We start from the raw sequence: 25,084 nt of genomic DNA, 5'->3' as shown, positions 1-25,084 counted from the left end.
GGCGGGCGTCGTGGTGGTGCGGTGCGTCAGCCGGCGCGGCGCTGGCGGGCGGTGCGGCGCTTGAGGGCGCGGCGCTCGTCCTCCGAGAGGCCGCCCCAGACGCCGGCGTCCTGGCCGGACTCGAGCGCCCACTTCAGGCACGTGTCGACCACGTCGCACCGGCGGCACACGGCCTTGGCCTCCTCGATCTGCAGCAGGGCCGGGCCCGTGTTGCCGATCGGGAAGAACAGCTCCGGGTCCTCGGTCAGGCATGCTGCGCGGTGGCGCCAATCCATCGAACACTCCTCAGCACAGGGGCAAGCCACGTCCAGGGGGCTGGGTGGCAAGGCGCAGAAGCACACGCCGACGCAGGGATGATGTCGCGGGGGCGTGAGCGTCGGCGCTCGGATTCGAACTGCTGAGTACAAGATTCACATGGGCGCACACAGCGCACAAGGGGTTACGGGGAGGTTTCTCCCGCGTAACGCCTGAGGCGTCGGTCACACCTGTGTGGATCCTGGACGCCTGGGCCGCACGCTACTCCCATCGGGGTACTCGGTGCCAACTTCGCCCGCTCTGCGGGACCATCGTCCCTTCCTGACACGGCGTCATGGCCCTGACCTGCACCGACGCGGACGCCGTCGCGGGGCTCTAGTCTCACCGGGTGAGCCGAACGCCCGCGCCCGCCGCCCCGTCCCTGCCGCCGCCCGGTGCGGTGCGCCTGCTGACCGCCCTCGTGCTGCTCGAGGCCGTGGGGCTGGTGGCCGCCGCGGTCGCGACGGTCGTGGTGCTGGTCCGGGGGTCGTCGATGCCGGGGCCCGTGCTGTTCATGCTCGCGCTCGCCCTGGGCGTCGCGGCGCTGCTGGCCGGCGCGGGGCGCGGGCTGCTGCGGGGCGACCGCTGGGGTCGCTCGCCGGTGATGACGGTGCAGATCCTGCTGGTCGTCCTGGCGATCGGCTGGCTGGGCGTCGAGGTCCAGCTGTGGGCGGTCGGCGTGCTGGCCCTGGCCGCGGTGACCGCCGTGGTGCTGCTGCTGCCGCCGGTCACCGCGTGGACGACGGGCCCGCAGCCCGCCGCGTGAACGGCACCTGAACACGGGACGAGGCCGCGCCCCCCGGGGAAGGGGAGTGCGGCCTCGTCGGTGCCGGGGGTGTCAGTCCACGGCGAGCGCCGCGACGGGCGGCGTCCGGGCGGCGCTGCGACCCGGCAGCACCGAGGCGAGCACGCCCGCCGCCAGCGCGACCCCGAGCACGATGCCCAGGTCCGCCCACGGCACCCGCAGCTCCAGCTCACCGAGCGTGGCGAGCACCGCCGCGGAGCCGAGCCAGCCGTAGGCCAGCCCGAGCGCCACGCCGACGACCGCGCCGACCCCGGCGATCAGCGCGCCCTCCACGGCCATGGAGGCCCGCAGCTGCCGCCGGGTCAGGCCGAGCGCCCGCAGGGTCGCGGACTCCCGACGCCGCTCGATCACCGACAGGGACAGGGTGTTCGTCACGCCGATCAGCGCGATGACCACCGCGACCGCCAGCAGCCCGACGACGACCGCGAGCATCGTGTCGATGGCCCGCTGGTACAGCGCCCGCTCCAGGGCCGCGCCGGAGATGTCCAGCGCCGTGTCGGCGGTGAGGTCCTGGATCTGCTGGACGACCGTCCCGGACGACTCCACGTCCGCCACCCGCAGCCACGCGGTGCTGAGGGTGCCGGCGGAGCCGAGGTCCTCGAGCGTCGCCGGGGTGACGAGCACGGTCCAGTCCTCGAGGGAGCTGACCGCGACCGTCAGGTCGACCGTCGGGGTCCCCTCGACCGGCTCACCGGTCAGGTCGTCGCCGAGGGCCAGCGTGAGCGTGTCGCCGTCCTCCACGTCCGCGCTCTTCGCCATGGGCTGCGGCACCACGACCGTGCCGTCCGCGACCTGGGCCGCCAGGTCGGCGTCCCGGAGCACGTCGCCGGCCTGCGCCTCGCTGAGCGCCAGCACCGTGGCGAGGGTGCCGGTGTCGCCGAGCGTGACCGTGTCCGTCGGCAGCACCGCGACCGAGGCGACGCCGTCGATCCCGTCCAGGCGGTCCTCCGTGCCCGCGGGGAGCGCCTCGGGGATCGAGCTGCCGTCGGTGTCGACGCCGGCGGGCGCGGACACCTGCACGTCGACGGGGAACTGGGTGTCCAGCTCGCCGTCGAGGGACGCGCGGGCGGTGACGGCCCCGGTGCTCATCATCGCGACGAGGGTCACGCCGATCAGCAGCGCGGTGCTCGTCGCGGCGGTGCGCGCCGGGTTGCGGCCGGTGTTGGCGGCGGCGAGCCGGGCGGGCATCCCGGCGCGACCGACCAGCCGGCCGATGCCGGCGACGACCTTCGGCATCCAGAACACCGCGCCGACCAGCAGGCCGACGAACGACGTCGCGCCACCGAGGATGGCCACGCCGACCGCGATCAACGCGTCCGCCGTGCTGGCGACGGCGACCCCGCCGCCGAGGAGGACGGCACCGCCGACGGTGAGCAGCAGGCTGACCGCGAGGCGGAACCGGCCGGCGCGGCTGCCGGCCTCGGGGGCTTCGGCCGGGCGCAGGGCGGCGATCGGCGCGACGCGGGTGGCGACCCGCGCCGGGGTGAGCGCGGCGAGGACCGTGACCACCACGCCGACGGCGAGCGGCGCGACGACGCTCGCGACCGTGGGTGCCACGGCGGACGGCACGGGGAACGGGAGGTCCGCCCGCTGCATGATCAGCAGCGCGACCTGCACGAGGCCCGTCCCGAGCAGCAGACCCACCACCGAGGAGGCGAGGCCGAGCAGCGACGCCTCCAGCAGGACGGACCGCCGGACCTGCGACCGCACCGCCCCGACGCAGCGCAGCAGCGCCAGCGTGCGGGTGCGCTGCGCCACGAGCACCTGGAACGTGTTCGCGATGACGAGCCCGGCGACGATCATCGCCACGGCCGCGAACGACAGCACCACGACGAGCACGGGGCCGGTGCCGTCGCCCGAGATCGCGCGCTCGGCGGCCGCGTCGCGGGTCAGGACCATCGCGTCGCCCCCGTCGGCCGCGAGCACGCCCTCGACGGACTCCTGCACCGCCGCCGTGTCGGCACCGGGCTCCAGGGCGATCAGCATCTGGTAGGAGTCGGCGACCTCGAGGGGCTGCGGGCCGGCGCCCTGGCCCCAGCCGGACCAGGTGAGGATGTCCGCGGTGCTGGCCTGCGCCACCCCGTCGAACTCCGCCCACGCCGACGTCGGGTCGGTGGTCACGCCGACCACCGTGACCTCCTGGTCGCGGACCAGCACGTTGGCGGGGTCGTCGAGCGACGCCTCGCCGCGCACCTGCCACTCGTTGTACGAGACGGTCACCTCGTCCCCGACCTCGACGTCCAGCCGCTCGGCGGCGCGGTCGGGGAGGGTGATCTCCCCGTCGCCCGCCGGCAGCTCGCCCGCGGTGATGTGCTGCGTGTCGAACGCGTCGTCGCCCGGCACGGGGACGAACGTCTGCGAGATCTCCTTGCCGTCCGCCGTGAGCTGGACGTACGGCACGATCACGCGCGGGTCGGCCGCGGCGACCCCCGGCTCGGCCCGCACGGCGTCGACCGTCGCGTCGGTGAGCGCGACCGGCGACTGGCCGATCAGGTCCGCGGACCCGTACGACGCGGTGATGGAGTCGTACGAGATCCGCTGCATGACGCTACCGGCGAGCAGCGTCGCGGCGACGAAGGCGGTGCCGATCGCGATGGCGACGCCCGCCGCGGTCAGCCGGCCGAGGCTGCGGCGCATCTGCGCCAGGGTGAGCCGCCACATCAGGCACCTGCCGGCACGTCGGCGGTGACCTCGAGCTGGCGCAGCGCGTCCAGCCCGGCCAGCACGGCCTCCGGCGTCGGGTCGACGATGTCGCCCGCGATCCGGCCGTCGGCCAGCAGCACCACGCGGTCGGCGTACGCCGCGGCCGTCGGGTCGTGCGTGACCATGATGATCGTGCGGCCGAGCTCCCGGACGCTGCGGCGCAGGAAGCTCAGCACCTCGGCGCCGGAGCGCGAGTCGAGGTTGCCGGTCGGCTCGTCGGCGAAGACGACCTCGGGCTTGGCGATCAGCGCGCGGGCGATGGCGACGCGCTGCTGCTGCCCGCCCGACAGCTCGGACGGCCGGTGCGTGAGCCGCTGGCCGAGCCCGAGGGTCGAGACGAGCGTGTCGAACCAGGCGCGGTCCGCCTTCGCGCCGGCGAGCTCCAGCGGCAGCAGGATGTTCTGCTCCGCGGTGAACATCGGCAGCAGGTTGAACGACTGGAACACGAACCCGACGCGGTCGCGGCGCAGGCGCGTGAGGGAGTCGTCGTCGAGCGTGGTGACGTCCGTGCGGCCGAGGAACGCGGACCCGGAGGTCGCGGCGTCCAGGCCGGCGAGCACGTGCATGAGGGTCGACTTGCCCGAGCCCGAGGGGCCCATGATCGCGGTGAACTCCCCGGCGGCGAAGTCCACGTCGACCCCGGCCAGCGCGCGCACGGTGGCCTCGCCGCGGCCGTAGACCTTGGTGAGGCCGCGGGCGCGGACGGCGGCCTCGACGGTACGGGCGGCGTGGGCGCCGGTGGGGGCCGGCGAGCCGGCGGGGGCGGGGACGAACGGGTCCACGGTGGTGCTCCTGGGTGGTCGGTGGCTGATGCCTCGACGCTACGGAGCGGGGCCGCGGTGCCGCGTCCACCTGCGGTCCTGACCTGCGGTCATCCCGGGGGAGGACCCGCCGTCGCGCGGGGCCACCCCCGGCAGGAGGGGCGTCAGGCGCCGGGGACGACCAGACCGGTCTCGTACGCCACCACGACGGCCTGGACGCGGTCCCGAGCGCCCAGCTTCGCGAGGATGCGGCCGACGTGCGTCTTGACGGTGGCCTCCGCGACGAACAGGTCCTCGCCGATCTCGGTGTTGGACCGGCCGCGCGCCATGAGCACGAGGACCTCGCGCTCGCGGTCGGTCAGCGTCGCCAGCGCGTCCTCCGCGGGGCCGGCGTCGCGGCTCTCGGGCGGGAGTGCGGTGACGAGGTGCTCCAGGAGCCGGCGGGTGCTGGACGGCGCGATGACGGCGTCGCCGCGGTGCACGGTCCGGATGGCGGCGAGCATGTCCTCCGGCGGGGCGTCCTTGAGCAGGAACCCGCTGGCGCCCGCGCGGATGGCGGACATGACGTACTCGTCCAGGTCGAACGTGGTCAGCACGATGATCCGCGGCGCGGGGTGCTCCGGGGTCCCGGCGGCGACGATCCGCTCCGTGGCGGCCAGGCCGTCGAGGGTCGGCATCCGGACGTCCATCAGCACCACGTCGACCGGGCCGACGAGCCGCGACTGCGACGTGCCGGGGGTGAGCGCCTGCACCGCCTGGGCGCCGTCGCCGGCCTCCAGCACCACGGACAGGTCGGGCTGGGAGTCGATGACGAGCCGGAACCCCGCCCGCACGAGCTGCTGGTCGTCCACCACGGCGACGCGGATCGTCTCGGTCATGGGCGTCAGCCTAGGTGCGGGTCGGGGACGCCGGGCGCACCGGCGGCAGGGGCGGGAGCCGCGGCGGGCGTGGCGGGCACGGCGGGCACGGCTGCCGTCGCCCCGCCCGGGAGCGGGATCTCCGCGTGCACCCGGAACCCGCCGCCGGGCCGGGGGCCCGCGCTGAGCGTGCCGCCCACCATGACCGCCCGCTCCCGCATGCCGACCAGGCCGTGCCCGGCGCCGTCGGTGTCCGCGGCGGCGCCCCGGCCGTCGTCGGTGACCTCCAGCACGAGCGCGGCGGCCCGCCACTGCACCAGCACGGTGACCGCCGGGTCGGGACCGGCGTGCTTGAGCACGTTCGTCAGCGCCTCCTGGCAGATCCGGTAGACCGTGAGCCCGACGCCGGGGGGCAGCTGCCGCGCGGTGCCCATCCGGACCAGCGACGCCCGCACGCCCGACGCACGCACCTGCTCGACCAGGCCCTCGAGGTCCTGCTCCGCCGGCTGCGGGGTGTACGGGGTGGTGGCGGACCGCTCGGCCGCGTCGGGCTCGCGCAGCACCCCGAGCAGCCGCCGCATGTCGGCGAGCGCGGCGCGGCCGGTCTCGGCGATGGTGCCCAGCGCGCGGGTCGCGGCGTCGGGGTCGGCCGCCGCGGCGTACCGCCCGCCGTCCGCCTGCGCCACCACGACAGAGAGCGAGTGCGCCACGATGTCGTGCATCTCGCGGGCGATGCGGGTGCGCTCCGCGGCGGTGGCGATCTGGGCCTGCTGGTCGCGCTCCACCTCCAGCCGCTCGGCGCGGTCCCGCAGCGCGGCGATCGTCTCGCGCCGGGACCGGCGCATCAGGCCGAACGCCCAGGTGGCGACGGCGCACGCCGAGCAGAACACCCACAGCAGCATCACCGTGGCGGCGACGTCCACGGGCCTCGTCGCACCCAGCACCGCCTGGTAGCCCAGCATCGCGCTGAGCAGCAGGCTGCCCACCACCGCGGACAGGATCGCGGTCCGGTGCGCCCAGCGGGGGCCGTGCACCGTGACGGAGTACAGCGCGATGAGCACCGCCATGTCCGCGGGCATGAACGTCGGGGCCCCGAGCACCAGGTGGGCGAGGGCGAAGGCGTACACGGTGACCACGGAGGCAACAGGTCGGCGCCGGCGCCAGGCCAGCGGCGCCCAGGTCCCGACGGCCCACACCGCCGCCAGCAGGGGGCCGGGGCCCCACTCCGAGCCGGCGGCGACGGAGATCGGCACCACGAGCAGCCCCGTGAGCACGGTCAGGGTCGAGTCGATGCCGAGCTGGTGGCGCTCCTCCCACCGCGTGAGGCGTTCCCACCACGTCATCGCGCCAGCCTAGGTGCGGCCGCCGGGCCGGGTCGTGCCCCTGGGGACGGACCGAGGTCCCGGCCGGGTCCGCCCCTGGGAGGAGCGGAGGCGGAGCGGAGGCGGATCGGGGACATCTTCACCGGACCGATACCCGCGCGCACCGTGTACCAGACCCTCCCATGACCTAACATGGCGCAATGACCCAGGTGCTGCTGGCCGAGGACGATCCCGCCATTGCCGAGCCGTTGGCCCGGGCCCTGGGTCGCGAGGGCTACGACGTCCGCGTGCAGGGCACCGGCCAGGGCGCGATCGACCGGGCCAGCGAGGCCGACCTGGTCGTGCTCGACCTGGGGCTGCCGGACATGGACGGACTCGACGTGGCGCGCGCCATCCGCAACCAGGGGCTCACCACCCCGGTGCTGGTGCTGACGGCCCGCGCGGACGAGGTCGACCTGGTCGTCGGGCTCGACGCCGGCGCCGACGACTACGTGACCAAGCCGTTCCGCCTGGCGGAGCTGCTCGCCCGCGTGCGGGCCCTGCTGCGGCGCACCGGCGGGGACACCCCCGAGGAGGACGAGCTGCGCAGCCAGGACGTCCGCGTCGACGTCGCCGCGCACCGCGCCTTCCAGGGCGAGCGCGAGCTGCACCTCACCGCCAAGGAGTTCGACCTGCTGCGCGTGCTCGTCGGCGCGGCGGGCACCGTCGTGGCGCGCGAGACCCTCATGCGCGAGGTGTGGGGCTCGGACCCGACCGGGTCCACCAAGACGCTCGACATGCACGTGTCGTGGTTGCGCCGCAAGCTCGGCGACGACGCCAGCGCGCCCCGCTACATCAGCACGGTGCGGGGCATGGGGTTCCGGTTCGAGTCCGGTGAGGGCACGCGGGGCTGACCCGTGCGCCGCCGCGTCCTCCAGGCCACCATCGCGGCCGTCACCGTCGCGGTCGTGCTGCTCGGCTTCCCCCTCGCCTTCCTCGGCGCCCAGTACGTCCGCGACAACGAGATCGGGTCGCTGGAGACCCGGGCGTCCGACCTCGCGCGGCAGATCGACAGCCGCGTCCAGGAGGGCACCCCGCTGTCCGACGACATGCTGGAGCCGTACGTCGACCGCGGCGGCGGCATCGAGGTCAGCATCTTCGTCGTCGCGCAGGACGGCGCCCGCTACCAGGCCGGCCCGGAGGTCCCGGAGCGCTCGGTGACGATCGCCGAGACGTCGACGACGGGCGCGCGCATCACGATGTACGCCCCCTGGTGGGACGTGTTCCTCATGAGCGCGCAGATCATGGGCCTGGTCGTGGCGGCTGCCGTGGTGGCGTTCGCCGCCGGCATCGCGATGGCGATCTGGCAGGCGAACCGGCTGGCGGCCCCGCTGGTGTACCTCGCCGCGTCCGCCGAGCAGCTCGGCTCCGGCCAGGTGCGCCCGCAGCTGGAGCCGTCCGGGGTGGAGGAGATCGATCTCGTGGCCGCGGAGCTCGCGCGCAGCGCGGACCGGATGGCCGGGCGGCTCGCGGCCGAGCGGCAGTTCGCGTCCGACGCCTCCCACCAGCTCCGGACCCCGCTGACGGCCCTGAGCATGCGGCTCGAGGAGATCATGCTGGCCTCGGACGACGCCGCCGTGCGCGAGGAGGCGCGGATCTCCCTGGAGCAGGTCGAGCGGCTCGTCACCGTGGTCGACGACCTGCTGACCCGCTCCCGGCGCGCGCAGGGCGGCACCACCGAGGCCGTCCGCCTGATCGACGTGGTGCACCAGCAGGAGGAGGAGTGGCGGCCGACCTTCGAGGCGGCGGGCCGCCGGCTGGTCGTCGAGATCGACCGGACGACGCAGGTGCTGGCGACCCCGGGCGCGCTCGCCCAGGTGCTCGCCACGCTGATCGAGAACTCCCTGCGGCACGGCGGTGGCACCACGACGGTCCGGTCGCGGCCGGGTGCGTCGCGCGCGGTCGTCGTCGAGGTCGCCGACGAGGGCGAGGGCGTGCCGGACGACCTGGCGCCGCGGATCTTCGAGCGGGAGGTGACGTCCGGCAAGGGCACCGGCCTGGGGCTCTCCCTCGCCCGGGACCTCGCGTCGGCCGACGGGGCGCGCCTGGAGCTCGCGCAGCGGCGCCCGGCGGTGTTCGCGCTGTTCCTCACCGGCGTCCCCGCCGCGATGGCGCCCGACGTCGTCCTGCCGCGCGGCTCGATCATCTCGCCCCGGGTCGAGCGGCCGCGCCGGCGCCGCTAGGCCGGCGTCGGGCGCGTGTCCAGCGTGCCTCAGGCGGTGTCGCCGGGCCGCGGCCGGGGCAGGGAGCCGGCGGTCCCCGTGCGGGCCTCGTGCCCGACGGTGGCGAGCGCGACCGGCGGCGTCGACGTGCCGGTGAAGACGAAGAGCTTGTACCCGACGTACCGCAGCACCGTGCCGAGCCCGATGCCGATCACGTTCGCGACGTTGTCGGCGAACGGCCCCCGCATGTCCAGCACGTAGTGGGAGAACCACAGCGTCCCGACGGTGATGCCGATGCCCAGGGCGTTGATCACCGCGAACAGCGCCAGCTCACGACCGCGGCCGTGCGTGCGCTGGTCGGCGAAGGTCCAGTGCCGGCTGCCCAGCCACGACACGAGCGTCGCGAGCACGACCGCGATGATCCGGGCGGTCAGGGGCTTGCCGTGCAGCGCGTCGACCGGCCCGAACCGCAGCAGGTTGTACGTGCCGAGGTCCACGACGAACGCCACGGTGCCGACCGAGCCGAACCGGGCCAGCTCCAGGGCGCGGGCGCGCAGGGCGGCGCTGAGCCGGCCGGGACGGGCCTCGCGGGCGGGTCCCGGCGCGGCGGCGAGGCCGGGCGCGCGGGAGGAGGAGAGCACCGGGAGACGATATCCCCACCCGCTGGGGGAGTGCTGTGCGAGGTCGGTTAGGCTCGTCGACCGTGGCAGCACCCGTGGTGGCAGTGGTCGGTGGTGGGCAGCTCGCCCGCATGATGGCGCCCGCGGCGACCGCGCTGGGCATCCGTCTGCGGGTGCTGGTGGAGGACGCCGCGTCCTCGGCGGCGCAGGTGGTCGTCGACGCGCCGGTCGGCGCCGCGGCGGACCCCGTGGCGGTCGAGGCGCTGGTGGCCGGTGCCGACGCGCTGACCTTCGAGCACGAGCACGTGCCGAACGGGCTGCTCACCGAGCTGGTCGACCGCGGGGTCGCCGTGCGTCCCGGCCCGGACGCGCTGGTGCACGCGCAGGACAAGATCGTCATGCGCACCCGGCTGACCGCGCTCGGCGTCCCGTGCCCTCGCTGGGCGCCCGTCGCCTCGGCCGGCGAGCTGACCGCGTTCCTCGCGGCCGGCGACGGCACCGCCGTGGTGAAGACCGCCCGCGGCGGCTACGACGGCAAGGGCGTGCGCGTCGTGCGGTCCGCGGACGAGGCCGGCGACTGGCTGGCCGCCGCGGCCGACGGCACCGGCGCCCCGCTGCTGGCCGAGGAGCGCGTGCCGTTCACCCGGGAGCTCGCCGCGCTGGTCGCGCGCACCCCGTCCGGCGAGGTGCGCACGTGGCCGGTCGTGGAGTCCGTGCAGCGCGACGGGGTGTGCTCCGAGGTCGTGGCGCCCGCGCCGGACCTCGACCCGCGCACCGCCGCCGCCGCCGAGGGCATCGCGCGGGCCGTGGTCGAGGGCCTGGGCGTCACCGGCGTGCTCGCGGTCGAGCTGTTCGAGGTCGCCGACCCGGACGGCGGCGCCCCGCAGGTCCTGGTGAACGAGCTCGCGATGCGCCCGCACAACTCCGGGCACTGGACCATCGACGGCTCCGTGACCAGCCAGTTCGAGCAGCACCTGCGCGCCGTCCTCGACCTGCCGCTCGGCGCCACCGAGGCCCGGGCGCCGTGGACCGTGATGGCGAACGTGCTGGGCAGCACCCGCGCGGAGCTGACCGACGGCCTCGCCGAGGTCGCGGCGCTGGACCCGGGCGCCAAGGTGCACCTGTACGGCAAGGGCGTCCGCCCCGGCCGCAAGCTCGGGCACGTGACGGTCAGCGGCGACGACCTCGCCGACGTGCGCCGCCGGGCGGTCGCCGCCGCGGCCGTCCTGCGCGGCGAGCCCGTCGCGTGACGACCCGCAACGACCCGGAGGAGAACATGGCTGCGCAGGGACCGCTCGTCGGCATCGTGATGGGCTCCGACTCGGACTGGCCCGTGATGGAGGCCGCCGCCCAGGCGCTCGCCGAGTTCGACGTGCCCGTCGAGGTCGACGTCGTCTCGGCGCACCGGCAGCCGGACAAGATGGTCGAGTACGGCCGCAGCGCCGCCGACCGGGGGCTGCGCGTGGTCGTCGCCGGTGCCGGGGGAGCGGCGCACCTGCCGGGCATGCTCGCCGCCGTCACGCCGCTGCCGGTGGTCGGGGTGCCCGTGCCGCTCGCGCGGCTCGACGGCCTGGACTCGCTGCTGTCCATCGTGCAGATGCCCGCCGGGGTGCCGGTCGCGACCGTGTCGATCGGCGGGGCCCGGAACGCCGGCCTGCTCGCCGCGCGGATCCTCGGGGCGGGGACGGACGACACCGCGCGCCGGGTCGCCGCGGCGATGCGGGCGTTCCAGGACGACCTGCGGGCCCAGGCGGACGCCAAGGGGGAGCGGCTGCGCGCGCAGCACGGGGACGGCCGCCGGCAGGGCGTCGGCTTCGGCGCCTGACACCTCGCACGGGGTCGTCGCACGGCCTCGAGGTCGTCACACGCGCACGAGGTCGTCCCGCAGGACGGGCGACCTCGGCATCGTGTGACGACCTCGGGCCGGGACGCGTGAAGGACTCGTCGAGGCCGCCCGCTCGACGGGCGGGGCGCCGCGGGCCGACCTACCGTCGATCGGGTGACGACCCTCGCGCCGCCCCGGACCGCGCCCGGCCCCGACGCCGCAGCGACCGCCGCCCCCGCACCGCCGGGGGCCCGTGCCCCGCGGCTCGCGGCCCTCGACGGCCTGCGGTTCCTCGCCGCCCTCGGGGTCCTCGCGTACCACTTCACCGCCCGGCAGACCGACGCCTGGGGCCGGGACCTCGCGGAGGTCGCGCCCGCCGTCGCGCCGTGGGCCGTGTACACGTCGCTGGGCCCGGAGCTGTTCTTCGTGATCAGCGGCTTCGTCATCCTCATGACCGCGTGGGGCCGCTCCGTCCCGGACGTCGTCGGGTCGCGGGTCGGCCGGCTGTTCCCGGCCTACTGGGTGGGCGTGCTGGCGACCGGCGCGCTGCTGCTCCTGGTGTGGCCGGGCAAGGAGATCACCGGCGACCAGGTCCTGGTGAACCTCACGCTGCTGCAGAGCCTGTTCGACGTCGACCACGTCGACGGCGTGTACTGGACGCTCTGGGTCGAGCTGCGGTTCTACCTGCTCGTCGCGGTCTTCGCGGCCGTCGGGATCACCCGGGCGCGGGTGCTGTGGTTCGCCGCCCTGTGGCCCGCCGCGGCGATGCTGGCCCGGACGCTCGGGATCACCGACGCCGTCACCTGGCTGGTCGCCCCCTACGCCCCGCTGTTCGCGGCCGGCATGGCGCTGTACGTGATCCACCGGACCGGGCACCGCGTCCTGCCGTGGCTGCTCGTGGCCGGGAACGCCGCGCTGGCCACCGCGGCGCTCGTGCCGGCACGGATGGACTCGCTCGGCGAGAACTCCGTCCTCGCCCCGCGGCCGGGGATGCTCACGGCGGCGCTGCTCGGCTGCGTCGGGCTGGTCGCGCTGGTGGCCCTCACGCCCCTGTCGCGGTGGCGCTGGGCGGGCCTGACCACCGTCGGCGCGCTGACCTACCCGCTGTACCTCACCCACGAGTACTGGGGGCTGTGGGTCGTGCACCTGCTCACCGGGCGCCTGCCCGTGTGGGCGGTGCTGACGGCGGCCGTGACGTTCTCGCTGGTGCTCGCGTGGCTCGTGCACCGGTTCGTCGAGCGGCCTCTCGGGCCCCGGCTGCGCCGCGCGACCACCGTGGGCTGCGAGCGGCTGCGCGACGGCGTGGTCCGCGCGGTGCGGACCGTGCGGGAGCGCTACGAGGCCGGGACGCCGCCGACGACGCCCGGGGGCAGGGTGCCGTCCCGGACGGCCTCGAAGAACGTCGGCGCCTGGTCCGGGTCGAGCCGGACCGTGGAGCCCGCACCACCCGGCCGGTAGTCCATGTCGATGATCGGCGGGGTGCCGGTGATGCCCTCGGGGCCGGTGGCGGCGCGGAACGCCAGCGCGAGCTTCCCGAGGTCGACGATGTCCGTGCCGTCGCTCGCGGTGAGCGCACCCGTGCCGGAGCTGATCAGCGACACCTGCTTGCCCGGCTGGAAGAGCAGCGAGGGGTTCTCGGCCTTCTGCGCGACGGCGGAGATGAGCTGGCGCTGGCGCAGGCCGCGGCCGATGTCGCCCGAGGGGTCGGCGTAGCGCATCCGCGAGAACGCCAGCGCCTGCACGCCGTCCACCGTCTTGCAGCCGGGGGTGTCCCAGATCAGGCCGGACTTCGGCTCGTTCACCGGGAACTGGATGCCGGTGCTCTCGTCCAGGCACAGGTCGACGCCGCCCAGGGAGTCGACGATCTGCTCGACGCCCCCGAACCCGACCTCGACGTAGTGGTCGACGGTCATGCCGGTCAGGCCCTCGACGGTCTGCACGAGCAGCGGCGCCCCGCCCCAGGAGAACGCGGCGTTCAGCTTGCTCGGCTCCTGGCCGGGGATCTCCGTGTACGTGTCGCGCGGCAGCGAGATGAGGGCCGCCGGGCCGGACTCCGGGACCTGCAGCAGCAGGATCGTGTCCGTGCGGGCGCCGATCGTCTCGGAGTCCTCGATGACGCCGTCCTCGCGCGAGTCCGAGCCGGCGAGCAGGTAGGTCGTGCCGGGGGTGTCCGCGGCGCCCGAGAGCGCGGCGACGTGCTGCACCTTGCCGTTCGCCCACATCACCAGGCCGACGGGCCAGGCGATCACGGCGACCAGCAGCAGCGCGACGACGACGGCGACGACCCGGCCGCGCCGCCGCCGACGGCGGGGAGCGGCGGGGGAGGCGTCGGGGTCCGCGCGTCCGGGGACGCCCGGACCACCCGGGCCACCGGGGCGGGCGGCGGGCCCGCCGGGACGGCCGCGCCCGGGTCCCGTCGGCGCGCTCTGCCGGGCGGGCCGGGTCCCGGGTCCCGCGGGCGTGGCGGGGGAGCCCTCGCGCGCCGGCGTGCCGGTCCGGCCGGAGACGCGCGTGGGGCGCGGGCCCTCGCCGGGCTGCGCGGGGCGCGCCCCGGCGGAGGGCGCGATGCTCGCGGGGGCCTGCGGCGGGGTCTGCGCCGGTCCCGGTGCCTGCGGCTGGCCGGGACCCGTGCCCTGCGCGCCGGCTGCGGGCCGCGCGCTGGTCCGGGCCACGGCCGGGCGGGCGGGTGCTGCGGGCCGGGCAGGTGCGGCGGGCCGGCTGGGACGCGTCGTGCGGCCGGGGGCGGCGCCCGCAGCGGGCGGGTCCCCGACCGGGACGGCGCCGTCGGCGGAGGGGCGACGGCCACCGCCGGCGGGCGAGAAGCTCGGCGGGGTGCCGCGGGACGGGTCCCGCGGGGAGCGGTCGTCGGGGCGCGCCACGGTCAGCAGACCGCCGTGACGTCGTCGGCGGAGAACGCCTCCTTGCCGGCCTCCCGCGTCTGGGCGGGGTCCGGTGTCGCCGGGGTGGCGGGCGCCGTGGTCTGCGGGGCGGTCGCCCCGCTGCCGGGTGCCGCGGTGCCGGCGTCTGTGCTGCCGTCGGTCGTGCCGGTGCCCGCGTCGGCCGCCGGGTCCTGGCTGGTGCCGGTCAGCATCGGCTGGTCCGCCGCGACGTTCGCCCAGATGGTGTCGGCCTCGGAGGTCCACTGCACCCGGTTGGGGTCGCTGGGCGCCGCGGCGAACGGGATGGTCATGAAGGAGATGTTCCCAGCCGGGGTGCTCCGCAGGCTGTAGGCGAGGCCGGCCATGTCGGTGATCGAGCTGAACCCGCTGTCGATCGACAGGGACTCGGTCGCGGAGTCCAGGAACCGGATCAGCTGCGTGATGTCCGTCAGCATGTTCTTGCTGAGCACCGTGCTGACGACCGCGGCGAGCAGGCGCTGCTGGCGGCCGAGGCGGTTGGTGTCCGAGCCGTCGCCCACGCCCGTGCCGGTGCGGGCGCGCGCGAACGCCAGCGCGGTGGTGCCGTCGAGCGTCTGGTTGCCGGCGGTCAGGTGCAGGCCGGCCTTGGGGGCGTCCATGTCGTTCGGCACGCACAGCGAGACGCCGCCGATGGAGTCGACCATCTTGATGAAGCCGGCGAAGTCCACGACGACGAAGTGGTGGATCGGCACGCCGGTGTTGGCCTGCACCGTGTTGATGGTGCACGCGGCGGCCGACGCGATGTCCCCGCCGTTGTCGGCGCCGATCGAGAACGCCGAGTTGAAGATCGCGTTGCGCTGCGCGCCGGTCGTGGAGCCGTCGCTCATCGTGCACGACGGGATGTCCACGAGGGAGTCGCGCGGGATCGAGATCAGCTCGACGCGGGTCCGGTCCGCGGAGATGTGCGCCAGGATCGTCGTGTCCGAGCGCATGCCGCCGACGTACCCGCCGATCGCCTCGTTCTCGCCGTCGCGCTCGTCGGAGCCCATCAGCAGGATGTTCACCGGCTGGCCGGCGTTCGGGTCGTCCGGGTCCGCCGGGCCGGTCGCCGTGACCTCGGGCTCGGGCAGCGTGTCGATCAGGTCCGACGCGTCGATCGTGTTGATGTTGCTGTTCAGCCGCACGTAGAGCGCGGCCGCGCCGGACCCGCCGAAGCACAGGATCGCGACGGCGGCCAGCGCCACGCCGCGCAGGACCGCGTGGGAGCGGCGGGGACGCCCGTGGCGGACGGCACGAGGGCGTGCGGGGGCGGCGTGGCGGGAACTCACGGGGGAGAGCATAAGAGCGGCGGGCTCCGCGCTCACGGACCCGGGGCGGTGAGCGCGTGGAGGATCTGTGCAGGTGGGCCTCGGTAGGCTGGCGCCCATGACCGTCCTCGTCACCGGCGGCGCCGGCTACATCGGCGCGCACGTCGTCCGGCTGCTCAGCGAGGAGGGCCGCGACGTCGTGGTCGTGGACGACCTGTCGACGGGGCGCGCGGACCGGGTCGGGAGCGCGGAGCTGGTGCGGCTGGACGTCACCGCAGCGGGCGCGGCGGACGCGCTGGGCGACGTGATGCGCCGTCGCCGGGTCACCGACGTCATCCACTTCGCCGCCCGCAAGCGGGTCGACGAGTCGGTCGCCGAGCCGCTGCGGTACTACGAGGAGAACGTGGGTGGCCTGGCGGCGGTGCTCCGGGCGAGCGCAGGAGCCGGCGTGGGGTCGGTCGTGTTCTCGTCGTCCGCGGCGGTGTACGGCGACGTCGCGAGCGGCCTGGTGGACGAGGCCGCGCCCACGGCTCCCGTGAACCCGTACGGCCGGACCAAGCTCGTGGGCGAGTGGCTGCTGCGGGACCTCACCGCCACGGGGGCCCTGCGCGGGACCGCGCTGCGGTACTTCAACGTGGCGGGCGCCGGGTGGCCGGAGCTCGGCGACCCGGCGGTGTCGAACCTCGTGACGCGGGCGCTGGCCGCGGTCGCGGCGGGCGAGCGGCCGCGAGTCCTCGGCACGGACTACCCCACGCCCGACGGCTCCGGGGTGCGGGACTACGTGCACGTCCTCGACGTGGCACGGGCCCACGTCGCGGCGCTGGACGGCATGCGCGGGCCGGGGGAGCCGTTCCGGTGCTTCAACGTGGGCACCGGCGTCGGCACGTCCGTCCTGCAGGTGCTGCGCGGCCTGGCCGAGGCGATGGGCGCACCGGTCGAGCCCGAGCTCGCGGACCGCCGCGCCGGCGACCCCGCCGAGGTGGTCGCCGACCCCACGGCGATCCGGGACGCGCTGGGGTGGGTGGCGCAGGAGTCCCTGGCGGGCACGCTGGGCAGCGCGTGGGCCGCCTGGCAGCACGCGCACCGCAGCTGACGACGCACGACGCCCCGCCGCACCGGGGTGCGACGGGGCGTCCTGCCGTGCGGGGTCAGCGACCGAGCTGCGCGTACTTCGCCTCGGTGGCGTCCTTCTGCGGCCGCCACCACGCCTCGTTGGCGCGGTACCAGTCGATCGTCGCGGCGAGGCCGTCGCGGAACGTCGTGTACCGGGGCTCCCAGCCGAGCTCCGTGCGCAGCTTCGTGGCGTCGATCGCGTACCGCAGGTCATGGCCGGGGCGGTCGCTCACCAGGTCGTACGCGTCGGGCGACTGGCCCATGAGCTCGAGGATCAGCTCGACGACGGTCTTGTTGTTCTCCTCGCCCTCGGCGCCGATCAGGTACGTCTCGCCGGTGCGGCCCTTGGTGATGATGTCCCAGACCGCGCTGTTGTGGTCCTCGACGTGGATCCAGTCGCGCACGTTCTCGCCCGTGCCATAGAGCTTCGGGCGGATGCCGTCGACCACGTTGGTGATCTGGCGGGGGATGAACTTCTCGACGTGCTGGTACGGCCCGTAGTTGTTCGAGCAGTTCGAGATGGTCGCGCGCACGCCGAAGGACCGCGCCCAGGCCCGGACCAGCAGGTCCGAGGACGCCTTGGTCGAGGAGTACGGGCTCGACGGGTTGTAGGGGGTGTCCGGCGTGAACTTGGCCGGGTCGTCCAGCTCGAGGTCGCCGTAGACCTCGTCGGTCGAGATGTGGTGGTAGCGCACGTCGTACCGGCGCACCGCCTCGAGCAGCGTGTACGTGCCGATCACGTTGGTGTGCACGAACGGCCACGGGTCGTGCAGCGAGTTGTCGTTGTGCGACTCGGCGGCGAAGTGGACGACCACGTCGCTGTTCTTCACGAGGTCGTCGACGATGTCGTGGTCGGTGATGCTGCCCTTGGCGAACGTCACCTGCTCCCAGACGGGGGCGAGGCTCTTCTCGTCCCCCGCGTAGGTCAGGGCGTCGAGGACGGTCACCTGCACCTCGGGGTGCTCGCGCACGACCTGGTGGACGAAGTTGGAGCCGATGAAACCGGCTCCGCCGGTGACGAGCATGCGCACGAGGGGACCTCCACGGTGGATTGAGCCCCACCACCTTAGCGACCCGGCCGCCGCTCGGCGTACGGGTGGCCGGCGGGTGCCGCGCGGCGCGCGTCCTTGACTGCAGTCAATCCGTGTCTGACGCTGCGGGGGTCCGTCCGTCACCCAGCCTGGGACGCTCGCCATGCCTTCGCGCCTTCTGCTCAGCCTCGCCCTCGTCGCCGTCACGGCCGTCCCCGCGGGGCTCCCCGTGGGTGCCGACCCCGCCCGCGCCTCCTCCGGGTCCGGCGCGGCGTCCTCCGCCCCGGCGACCGGCGTGACCGCCGCCGCGCTGGACACCGTGCTCGGCGCGGACGCCCCCGCGGCCGCGCTGCCCGCGGCGGAGGACGGCGTCGCGGCCCGGACCACGGTCGAGCAGGCCGACCTCGTGGTGGCGCCGCTCGCGGAGGCGACGGAGGTCGGGACGCCGGCGCAGGACCGCGCCGCCGCCCCGGACGCGCCGGACGCGCCGGACGCGGCACCCACGCCCGGCGACACGCCGGCGGCCGAGCCCGAGCCGGCCGTCGAGGCGGCCGAGGACCTGCCGCCGGTCGACGCGGCCGCCGAGACCGTCGTGGCCGGGTTCGTGGAGGCCGAGGAGCCCGAGCGCGTGGTCACCGCACCGGTCGAGACCGCCGGCGCGCAGACGATCGGCGTGACCTGGCCCGCCGACGTGCAGGCGGCGGCTCTCGCCCCGCAGGCCCGCTCCCTCACGGACGGCACGTGGTCGGAGTGGACGGACCTGGGGGCGTCCGACGTGGCACCCGACGACGGCACGGCCGACGCCGAGCACGCGCTGCGCGGGGGCACGGACTCGCTCTGGGTCGGCGAGGCCGACGCGGTGCAGCTGTCGTTCGCCGGGACGCCGGAGGGCGGCCCCTCCGACATGACGCTGGCGCTCGTCTCGTCGCCGGAGGAGGAGCCCGCAGCCGTCGACGGCGCGGCGTCGAGCACGGACGCGACCTTCCGGACCGCCGCCTACGTGCCCACCGCCGTGTCGGCGCCCGCCGTGTACTCGCGCGCCCAGTGGGGAGCCCGCGGCCAGGTCTGCGCCCCCGACGTCGCGAGCACGCTGCTCGCCGCGGTGGTGCACCACACCGCCGGCAGCAACTCCTACAGCACGGTCGCCCAGGCCATGCAGCAGATCCGGAACGACCAGGCGTACCACATCGACGGTCGTGGCTGGTGCGACATCGGCTACAACTTCCTCGTCGACAAGTGGGGAAACGTGTACGAGGGCCGGGCGAACTCCGGCACCCAGCCGGTGATCGGCGTCCACGCGGGCGGCTTCAACACCTCGACCGTGGGCATCTCGATGCTCGGCGACTACAGCAGCGTCACCCCGTCGGCGGGCACGCAGGAGTCGGTGGCCCGGCTGATCGCCTGGCGGCTGTCCCAGTACCACCGGGACCCCACGAGCACCGTCGGGTACACGACCTGGGGCGGTGAGAACTCGCGGTACCCCGCGGGCACGAAGCTGGACCTGCGCGTCGTCGTGGGTCACCGCGACACCGCCTTCACCGCCTGCCCGGGCAACGCGGGCTACGCGACCCTGGACGGCATCCGGGCGCGGGCCCGGGCGCTGATCGGTGCCGGGTTCGTCAACCCGGCAGCCACGGCGACGTCCGTCGGCATCGGGGGCTCGGTCTCCGTCACGGGCGGCGTCATCACCGGCGCGAGCTGGTCGCTGGCCGTGACGGACACGCGGACCGGTATGGTGGTCCAGCGGGTCACGGGGAGCTCCGGCCCCTCCGGCGGCGGCGCGATCGCGACCTGGAACGGCACGTCGTCCGCGGGCAACGCGGTGGGTCCGGGCACGTACCGGCTGACCCTCAGCGGGACCTACGGGTCCACCACGCTCGTGCCGTACGCCGTGAACGTGACGGTGTCGGGCAGCCAGAACCCGCCGACGGTGGCGCCGGTCGCCCTGACCGGGGACCTCGGCTTCGTGCCCATGTCGCCGGTCCGGGTACTCGACACCCGGCCCACCGGGGCGTCGCTCGGCACCGCGTCCCGGGTGGACGTGAAGGTGGCCGGCGTCTCCGGCATCCCCGCGGACGCCAAGGCCGTCGCCCTCACGGTGACGTCCGTGAACTCCTCGACCATCACCCACGTGCGGGCCTGGCCGGCCGGGCAGGCGCGGCCCAACGCGTCGGTCCTCAACACCGACCCCGGACGGACGACCGCGGGGTCGCTCGTGGTCGGGGTCGGCGGCGAGGGCAAGGTCAGCCTCTACAACAACCTCGGGAGCACCCACCTGCTGGTCGACGTCACCGGGTACTACACGACGGCGTCCGGCACGGGCTACCAGCCGCTGACCACGGCCAGCCGCGTGCTCGACACCCGGCAGTCCGGCGGTGCCGTCGCGCCGCGCACCCGGCGCGCCGTGCAGGTGGCCGGGGTGGGCGGGGTCCCCGCCGACGCCACGGCCGTCGCGGTGAACGTCGTCTCCGTCCGGCCGGGGGGCTACGGGTACGTGGCGGTCCTGCCGAGCGGTGGAGCCGCGGGCACCACGTCCACGGTCAACAACCAGCCCGGCCGCGACACCGCCAACCGCGCGGTCGTCACGCTGAGCGGCGGCAAGCTGGACGTGTACGTCGACGGGGTCGCGCAGAACGTGGTGGTCGACGTGGTCGGCTGGTACGGCGCGTCGGCCTCCGCCACGTTCACGCCGATCGCCCCGGTACGCGCCTTCGACACGCGCTCGGGCAGCCCGCTGGCGGCGGGGGAGGCCCGGTCGCTCGGGGTGGCGGGCCTGCCCGCAGGCGCGGACGCGCTGGCGATGAACCTCACGGCCACCGGCTCCACGGCGGCGGCGACGTACCTGACGGTCTGGGGCCCGGGCTCACGCCCCGCGACCTCCGACCTCAACGCCGGCGCGGGCCGTGACCAGGCGAACCAGGTCTACGTCGCCCCGGCGTCGGGCCGGGTCAACGTGTACAACAACCTCGGGTCGACGCACGTGCTCGCGGACGTGTTCGGGTACTTCTCCGACTGACGACGCACCGGGGGCGAGGGCGTGCGCGGGTATGCTGACGCGGCGCTCGCGCCCCCGGACGATCGGAACCTCTCCATGTCGCAGTACGACACGACGCTCGACCTGTCGGTGTCGAACACCAGCCACGCCCAGGTGCTCGACCTGGTCCCCGCGGGCAGCACGGTCCTCGACGTGGGGTGCGCGACGGGCTACCTCGCCGAGGCCCTGACGTCCCGCGGCTGCACCGTCAGCGGCATCGAGTACGACCCCGAGGCGGCCGAGAAGGCCCGGCCGCACCTGGACCACCTGGTGGTCGGGGACCTCAGCACGATGGACGTCGCCGCGGAGTTCGGCGACCGCACCTACGACGTCCTCGTGTTCGCCGACGTCCTCGAGCACGTGGCGGACCCCGCCGACGTGCTGCGCCGGCTGCTCGCCCTGCTGCGCCCGGGCGGGTCCGTCGTCATGTCGATCCCGAACGTCTCGCACGGCTCGCTGCGCCTCGCGCTCCTGCAGGGGCGGTGGCAGTACACCGAGGTCGGCCTGCTGGACCGCACGCACATCCGGTTCTTCACGCGGCGCTCGGTGCTCGAGCTGCTCGCCGACACCGGGCTGGCCGCCGCCGACCTCCGCACCACCTTCCGCGACCCGCTGGACGCGGACGTCGAGATCGACGCCGACGCGCTCCCGCCCGGCGTCGTCGACTGGGTGCGGCGCCAGGAGGACGCGACCACCTTCCAGTTCGTGCTCCGCGCGGTGCGGGACGACGCCGACGCCGCGCTGAGCAAGGCCGTCGCGGAGCGCGAGTCGCTGCGCTCGCAGGTCGCGGCGCTGCGGGCCTCGGCCGATCAGCTGCACGCCGAGCGGGACGCCGCGGTCGCGTCGCTGCGGGAGGTGCAGGGCACCCTGGGGTGGCGCGTGCTGCGTGTCCCCCGGGCGGTGTACGGCCGGCTGCGGGGCGGCGCCCGATGATCACGATGGTGCGCGAGCTGCGCTCGGCGCCCGAGCTGCTGGCGAACCTGACGCGGCGCGAGGTGAAGGGCAAGTACAAGCGGACGGTGCTCGGCCAGCTGTGGTCGCTGGTCAACCCGCTCGCGCAGATGCTCATCTTCACGGCCGTGTTCGGCTTCATCATGCGGATCCAGATCCCGCCGGGTGACCCGTCCGGTCTCGACACGTTCGCGGTGTGGCTGCTCTGCGGGCTGCTGCCGTGGGGCTTCTTCACCAACGTGGTGAACGGGGGCATGGGGTCGCTCGTCGCCAACGAGAACCTCATCAAGAAGGTCGCGTTCCCGCGCGCCGCCCTGCCGCTGTCCAACGCGCTGTCGGTCGGGTTCTCCTGGTCCATCGAGATGGTCGTGCTGCTCGTGGCGCTGACGGTCGTCGGGTCCGCCGCGCTGCTGTGGACCCCCGCCGTGCTCGTCGTCATGGCGCTGCTGCTGGCGTTCGCGTTCGGCGTGTCGCTGCTGCTCTCGGTGGCCAACGTCTACTTCCGGGACACCCAGCACCTCGTGAGCATCCTCCTCCAGGCCTGGTTCTACGCGACGCCGATCGTGTACCCGCTGACCTACGTCGCGGAGCAGTCGGAGCGGGTCGGGCCGGTGCTGGGGTCCTGGACGCTGTACGACCTGTACCGGCTGAACCCGATGGAGCGGTTCACCGAGCTGTTCCGCAACCTGCTGTACGACAACCGGTGGCCGCCGCTCGACTCCACCCTGATCTGCGTCGCGTGGGCCGTGGTGTCCCTCGTGGTCGGCGCGATGGTGTTCAGCCGGCACGAGAAGAAGCTGGCGGAGGCGCTGTGAGCGAGGCAGCCGTCACGGTGGATGCCGTGACGAAGAAGTTCCGGGTGTACCACGAGCGGAACCAGACGCTGAAGGCCGCGGTCATGCGGCGCAAGCGCGCGGTGTACGAGGACTTCCTCGCGCTCGAGGACGTGAGCTTCGAGATCCCCCAGGGCAGCACGTTCGGCCTGGTCGGGGACAACGGGTCGGGCAAGTCCACGCTGCTGAAGTGCCTGGCCCGGATCCTGTACCCGGACTCCGGCGACGTCACCACGCGCGGCCGTGTCGCGGCGCTGCTCGAGGTCGGCTCGGGCTTCCACCCGGAGCTGTCCGGACGCGACAACGTCTACCTCAACGGGTCGATCCTCGGGATGAGCAAGACCGAGATCGACCGCAAGTTCGACGCGATCGTGGACTTCTCGGGCGTCGAGCAGTTCATCGACCAGCCGGTGAAGAACTACTCGTCCGGCATGTACGTCCGGCTCGGGTTCGCCGTGGCGATCCACGTGGACCCGGAGATCCTGCTGGTCGACGAGGTGCTGGCCGTCGGTGACGCCGCGTTCCAGGAGAAGTGCGCCGAGAAGTTCGTCGAGTTCCGTCGCGACGGCCGCACCGTGGTCGTGGTCAGCCACTCGATGCCCTCGCTGCGCAACATGTGCGACAACGTCGCGTGGCTGTCGCACGGGCACCTGGTGGAGACCGGCGAGGCGAAGCCGATCCTCGAGCGCTACCTCGACTCCACCCGGACCGACACGCGCACCGGCCGTGACGGGGAGGTGCGCTGGGGCTCCGGCGAGGCCGTCATCGAGTCGGTCGAGCTCGTCAGCGCGGGCCGCCCGGTGGCCTCGGTGCGCACGGGTGACGAGGTGACCATCCGCATCCGCTACACCGCGGGCCGGCGGATCGAGGACCCGGTGTTCGGGCTCGCCCTCGAGTCGCACGACGGCGTCTACCTGTGGGCGAACAACACCCGGGACCTCGGCCACCGGATCGACGCGATCGAGGGCCAGGGCGTCGTCGAGTGCACGATCCCGCGGCTGGCCCTCCAGCCCGGCACGTTCCAGGTGATGGCGTCGATCGTCGACCAGTCGACCACGCACGTGTACGACTACGTCCGCGAGGGCGCGCGCCTGAACGTCGACTTCGGCACGCCGGTCGAGTCCGGCGGCTACCTCGCGCTGGACGGACGCTGGTCGTGACGGCGGGCGCGCTCACCGGGACGCGGCAGCGGGTCCTCGTCGTCACGCTCGACACGATCGCGGACCGCATGGCGGGGCCGGCGATCCGGGCGTGGGAGATCTCGCGCGCGCTGAGCGAGGAGCACGACGTGCGGCTCGTGACGTTCGGCCGCTGCACCCGCGACGGCGTCGGGTTCCGTGCCGAGCACACGACGGTCGAGGCCTTCCGCTCGGACGTGGAGGCCTCCGACGTCGTCGTCGTCCAGGGGTTCGTGTTCAACGCGTTCGCGTGGCTCCAGGACTGCCCGCAGGTGCTGGTGGTGGACCTGTACGACCCGTTCCAGCTCGAGACGCTCGAGGTGGACCGGTACAAGCCGCCGGCCGAGCGCGAGCGGGCGCTCGCCTTCGCGCTGGGCGAGCTGCGCGACCAGCTGCGGCGCGGCGACTTCTTCCTGTGCGCGTCCCGGCGGCAGCGGGACCTGTGGTTCGGCCATCTCTCCGCAGCGGGGCGCATCAACCCGGACACCTACGACGCGGACCCGTCGCTCGCCTCCCTGCTGTCGGTCGTCCCGTTCGGCACCGCGGCGACACCGCCGGCCCCCGCCCGGCACGCGATCAAGGGCACGACCCCGGGCATCGGCCCGGACGACAAGGTCGTGCTCTGGGGCGGCGGCGTCTACAACTGGTTCGACCCCCTGACGCTCGTGCGGGCCGTGGACCGGCTGCGCGCGCGGGTCCCGGAGGTGCGGCTGTACTTCCTGGGGATGAAGCACCCCAACCCGGACGTGCCCGAGATGGCCGTCGCAACGCGGTGCCGCGAGCTGTCCGACGAGCTCGGGCTCACCGGCACGCACGTGTTCTTCAACGAGGACTGGGTGCCGTACGAGTCGCGCGCCGACTACCTGATGGACGCGGACGTCGGCGTGAGCTGCCACTTCCCGCACGTCGAGACCGAGTTCTCGTTCCGCACGCGGATCCTGGACTACCTGTGGGCGGGCCTGCCGATCGTGTCCACCGAGGGCGACGGCTTCGCGGACCTCGTGCGGGAGCGGGGCCTCGGCCGCGCGGTGCCCCCGGAGGACGTGGACGCCCTCGCGGAGGCGCTGGGCGACCTGCTGACCGACCCCGACGAGGCCGCCGCGTCCCGTGCCGCGGTCGCGGAGACGGCGCGGGAGTTCACCTGGCCGGTCGTCCTCGCGCCCCTGGTGGAGTTCTGCCGCGCGCCCCGACGCGCGGCCGACGCCCACCGGCTGGCCACGTCCGACCCGTCGGCCCCGGTGCCCGTCACCGTCCCCCGCGTCGACGCCCTGCGCGCGCTGCGGGCCGACGCCGCCGCCGTGTGGCGGCACCTGCGGGCGGGCGGGGTGCGCCAGGTGGTGGCCAAGGTCCGCTGGCGGCTGGCCCGCCGGCGCTGACGGGGCGGCGCCGAC

At 74.8% G+C, this 25,084-nt stretch carries 20 protein-coding genes and 1 pseudogene; 12 read left to right on the top strand and 9 right to left on the bottom strand.

The genetic code is table 11. From position 1 onward, the window contains the following. Positions 1–26: 26 nt before the first annotated feature. Positions 27–275, bottom strand: coding sequence for a WhiB family transcriptional regulator (locus tag KJP73_RS17125; protein ID WP_122151410.1), 249 nt, complete (start codon positions 273–275; stop codon positions 27–29). Between the two features lie 368 nt (positions 276–643). On the opposite strand from KJP73_RS17125, the gene KJP73_RS17120 reads away from it, so the two are divergent. Then, on the top strand, positions 644–1,060 hold the full coding sequence (locus KJP73_RS17120) for a hypothetical protein (protein ID WP_249669491.1): 417 nt from the start codon (positions 644–646) through the stop codon (positions 1,058–1,060). Between the two features lie 72 nt (positions 1,061–1,132). On the opposite strand, the gene KJP73_RS17115 is transcribed toward KJP73_RS17120, so the two are convergent. From KJP73_RS17115 to KJP73_RS17100, 4 genes are all read right to left on the bottom strand, one after another. Beyond that, positions 1,133–3,760, bottom strand: a complete 2,628-nt coding sequence (locus tag KJP73_RS17115; RefSeq protein ID WP_213284081.1) for an ABC transporter permease — start codon at positions 3,758–3,760, stop codon at positions 1,133–1,135. After that, positions 3,760–4,584, bottom strand: a complete 825-nt coding sequence (locus KJP73_RS17110; protein ID WP_213284080.1) for an ABC transporter ATP-binding protein — start codon at positions 4,582–4,584, stop codon at positions 3,760–3,762. Before KJP73_RS17110 ends, KJP73_RS17115 begins: the two co-directional genes overlap by 1 nt. A gap of 143 nt (positions 4,585–4,727) precedes the next feature. Continuing rightward, the gene (locus tag KJP73_RS17105) at positions 4,728–5,441 is read right to left on the bottom strand and encodes a response regulator (protein WP_213284079.1); all 714 of its coding nucleotides are present in this window, start codon (positions 5,439–5,441) and stop codon (positions 4,728–4,730) included. 5 nt (positions 5,442–5,446) lie between these two features. Then, positions 5,447–6,763 carry a sensor histidine kinase gene (locus KJP73_RS17100; RefSeq protein WP_213284078.1) on the bottom strand — a complete coding sequence of 439 codons (1,317 nt, stop codon included), beginning with the start codon at positions 6,761–6,763 and terminating at the stop codon, positions 5,447–5,449. A 179-nt stretch (positions 6,764–6,942) separates the two neighbouring features. On the opposite strand from KJP73_RS17100, the gene KJP73_RS17095 reads away from it, so the two are divergent. Together KJP73_RS17095 and KJP73_RS17090 are read left to right on the top strand one after the other, a co-directional pair. After that, on the top strand, positions 6,943–7,635 hold the full coding sequence (locus KJP73_RS17095; protein ID WP_213284077.1) for a response regulator transcription factor: 693 nt from the start codon (positions 6,943–6,945) through the stop codon (positions 7,633–7,635). 3 nt (positions 7,636–7,638) lie between these two features. Next, entirely contained in the window at positions 7,639–8,964 is a 1,326-nt protein-coding gene (locus KJP73_RS17090; protein WP_213284076.1) for an ATP-binding protein, read from the top strand. 29 nt (positions 8,965–8,993) lie between these two features. On the opposite strand, the gene KJP73_RS17085 is transcribed toward KJP73_RS17090, so the two are convergent. After that, positions 8,994–9,584, bottom strand: coding sequence for a GtrA family protein (locus KJP73_RS17085; RefSeq protein WP_213284075.1), 591 nt, complete (start codon positions 9,582–9,584; stop codon positions 8,994–8,996). Between the two features lie 62 nt (positions 9,585–9,646). Here KJP73_RS17085 and KJP73_RS17080 point away from each other — a divergent pair, with 62 nt between their 5' ends. The 3 genes and pseudogenes from KJP73_RS17080 to KJP73_RS19395 form a co-directional block, all read left to right on the top strand. Further along, the gene (locus tag KJP73_RS17080; protein WP_213284074.1) at positions 9,647–10,813 is read left to right on the top strand and encodes a 5-(carboxyamino)imidazole ribonucleotide synthase; all 1,167 of its coding nucleotides are present in this window, start codon (positions 9,647–9,649) and stop codon (positions 10,811–10,813) included. Positions 10,814–10,839: 26 nt separating this feature from the next. Continuing rightward, complete coding sequence (gene purE, locus KJP73_RS17075; protein WP_213284092.1) at positions 10,840–11,388, top strand: 5-(carboxyamino)imidazole ribonucleotide mutase; 549 nt, start codon at positions 10,840–10,842, stop codon at positions 11,386–11,388. 174 nt (positions 11,389–11,562) lie between these two features. Beyond that, positions 11,563–12,603 (top strand): annotated as a pseudogene (locus tag KJP73_RS19395) (acyltransferase family protein); the annotation flags it as partial. Positions 12,604–12,722: 119 nt separating this feature from the next. On the opposite strand, the gene KJP73_RS19390 reads toward KJP73_RS19395, so the two are convergent. Next, positions 12,723–14,267 (bottom strand): LCP family protein, encoded by a 1,545-nt coding sequence (locus tag KJP73_RS19390; protein WP_249669490.1) that lies wholly within the window; start codon positions 14,265–14,267, stop codon positions 12,723–12,725. Positions 14,268–14,269: 2 nt separating this feature from the next. Next, positions 14,270–15,574: an LCP family protein gene (locus tag KJP73_RS17065; RefSeq protein ID WP_249669489.1), complete on the bottom strand. Its 1,305-nt coding sequence runs from the start codon at positions 15,572–15,574 to the stop codon at positions 14,270–14,272. 97 nt (positions 15,575–15,671) lie between these two features. Between KJP73_RS17065 and galE the strand changes: the two genes are divergently transcribed. Then, positions 15,672–16,646 carry a UDP-glucose 4-epimerase GalE gene (gene galE / locus KJP73_RS17060; RefSeq protein WP_213284072.1) on the top strand — a complete coding sequence of 325 codons (975 nt, stop codon included), beginning with the start codon at positions 15,672–15,674 and terminating at the stop codon, positions 16,644–16,646. 55 nt (positions 16,647–16,701) lie between these two features. Here galE and rfbB read toward each other — a convergent pair whose 3' ends face one another. Continuing rightward, entirely contained in the window at positions 16,702–17,697 is a 996-nt protein-coding gene (rfbB, locus tag KJP73_RS17055) for a dTDP-glucose 4,6-dehydratase (protein ID WP_213284071.1), read from the bottom strand. A gap of 163 nt (positions 17,698–17,860) precedes the next feature. Between rfbB and KJP73_RS17050 the strand changes: the two genes are divergently transcribed. The 5 genes from KJP73_RS17050 (at position 17,861) to KJP73_RS17030 (ending at position 25,069) form a co-directional block, all read left to right on the top strand. After that, positions 17,861–20,713 (top strand): N-acetylmuramoyl-L-alanine amidase, encoded by a 2,853-nt coding sequence (locus tag KJP73_RS17050; RefSeq protein WP_213284070.1) that lies wholly within the window; start codon positions 17,861–17,863, stop codon positions 20,711–20,713. A 75-nt stretch (positions 20,714–20,788) separates the two neighbouring features. Further along, positions 20,789–21,664, top strand: a complete 876-nt coding sequence (locus KJP73_RS17045; RefSeq protein WP_213284069.1) for a class I SAM-dependent methyltransferase — start codon at positions 20,789–20,791, stop codon at positions 21,662–21,664. Next, entirely contained in the window at positions 21,661–22,497 is an 837-nt protein-coding gene (locus tag KJP73_RS17040; protein ID WP_249669488.1) for an ABC transporter permease, read from the top strand. Before KJP73_RS17045 ends, KJP73_RS17040 begins: the two co-directional genes overlap by 4 nt. Continuing rightward, entirely contained in the window at positions 22,494–23,675 is a 1,182-nt protein-coding gene (locus KJP73_RS17035) for an ABC transporter ATP-binding protein (protein WP_249669487.1), read from the top strand. Before KJP73_RS17040 ends, KJP73_RS17035 begins: the two co-directional genes overlap by 4 nt. After that, positions 23,672–25,069: a glycosyltransferase gene (locus KJP73_RS17030; RefSeq protein WP_249669486.1), complete on the top strand. Its 1,398-nt coding sequence runs from the start codon at positions 23,672–23,674 to the stop codon at positions 25,067–25,069. Before KJP73_RS17035 ends, KJP73_RS17030 begins: the two co-directional genes overlap by 4 nt. The last annotated feature ends 15 nt before the right edge of the window (positions 25,070–25,084 follow it).

The organism is Cellulomonas hominis (assembly GCF_901521055.1).
In the GTDB taxonomy this organism is placed as follows: Bacteria; Actinomycetota; Actinomycetes; order Actinomycetales; family Cellulomonadaceae; genus Cellulomonas; species Cellulomonas endometrii.
This window is presented reverse-complemented; position numbering and strand designations above follow the sequence as displayed.

Excerpts from the sequence above, each read along its gene's own strand:
- KJP73_RS17125 (WP_122151410.1), bottom strand. The coding sequence starts at position 275 with ATGGATTGGCGCCACCGCGCAGCATGCCTGACCGAGGACCCGGAGCTG.
- KJP73_RS17115 (WP_213284081.1), bottom strand. The coding sequence starts at position 3,760 with ATGTGGCGGCTCACCCTGGCGCAGATGCGCCGCAGCCTCGGCCGGCTG.
- KJP73_RS17105 (WP_213284079.1), bottom strand. The coding sequence starts at position 5,441 with ATGACCGAGACGATCCGCGTCGCCGTGGTGGACGACCAGCAGCTCGTG.
- KJP73_RS17100 (WP_213284078.1), bottom strand. The coding sequence starts at position 6,763 with ATGACGTGGTGGGAACGCCTCACGCGGTGGGAGGAGCGCCACCAGCTC.
- KJP73_RS17095 (WP_213284077.1), top strand. The coding sequence starts at position 6,943 with ATGACCCAGGTGCTGCTGGCCGAGGACGATCCCGCCATTGCCGAGCCG.
- purE (WP_213284092.1), top strand. The coding sequence starts at position 10,840 with ATGGCTGCGCAGGGACCGCTCGTCGGCATCGTGATGGGCTCCGACTCG.
- galE (WP_213284072.1), top strand. The coding sequence starts at position 15,672 with ATGACCGTCCTCGTCACCGGCGGCGCCGGCTACATCGGCGCGCACGTC.
- KJP73_RS17050 (WP_213284070.1), top strand. The coding sequence starts at position 17,861 with ATGCCTTCGCGCCTTCTGCTCAGCCTCGCCCTCGTCGCCGTCACGGCC.
- KJP73_RS17045 (WP_213284069.1), top strand. The coding sequence starts at position 20,789 with ATGTCGCAGTACGACACGACGCTCGACCTGTCGGTGTCGAACACCAGC.
- KJP73_RS17040 (WP_249669488.1), top strand. The coding sequence starts at position 21,661 with ATGATCACGATGGTGCGCGAGCTGCGCTCGGCGCCCGAGCTGCTGGCG.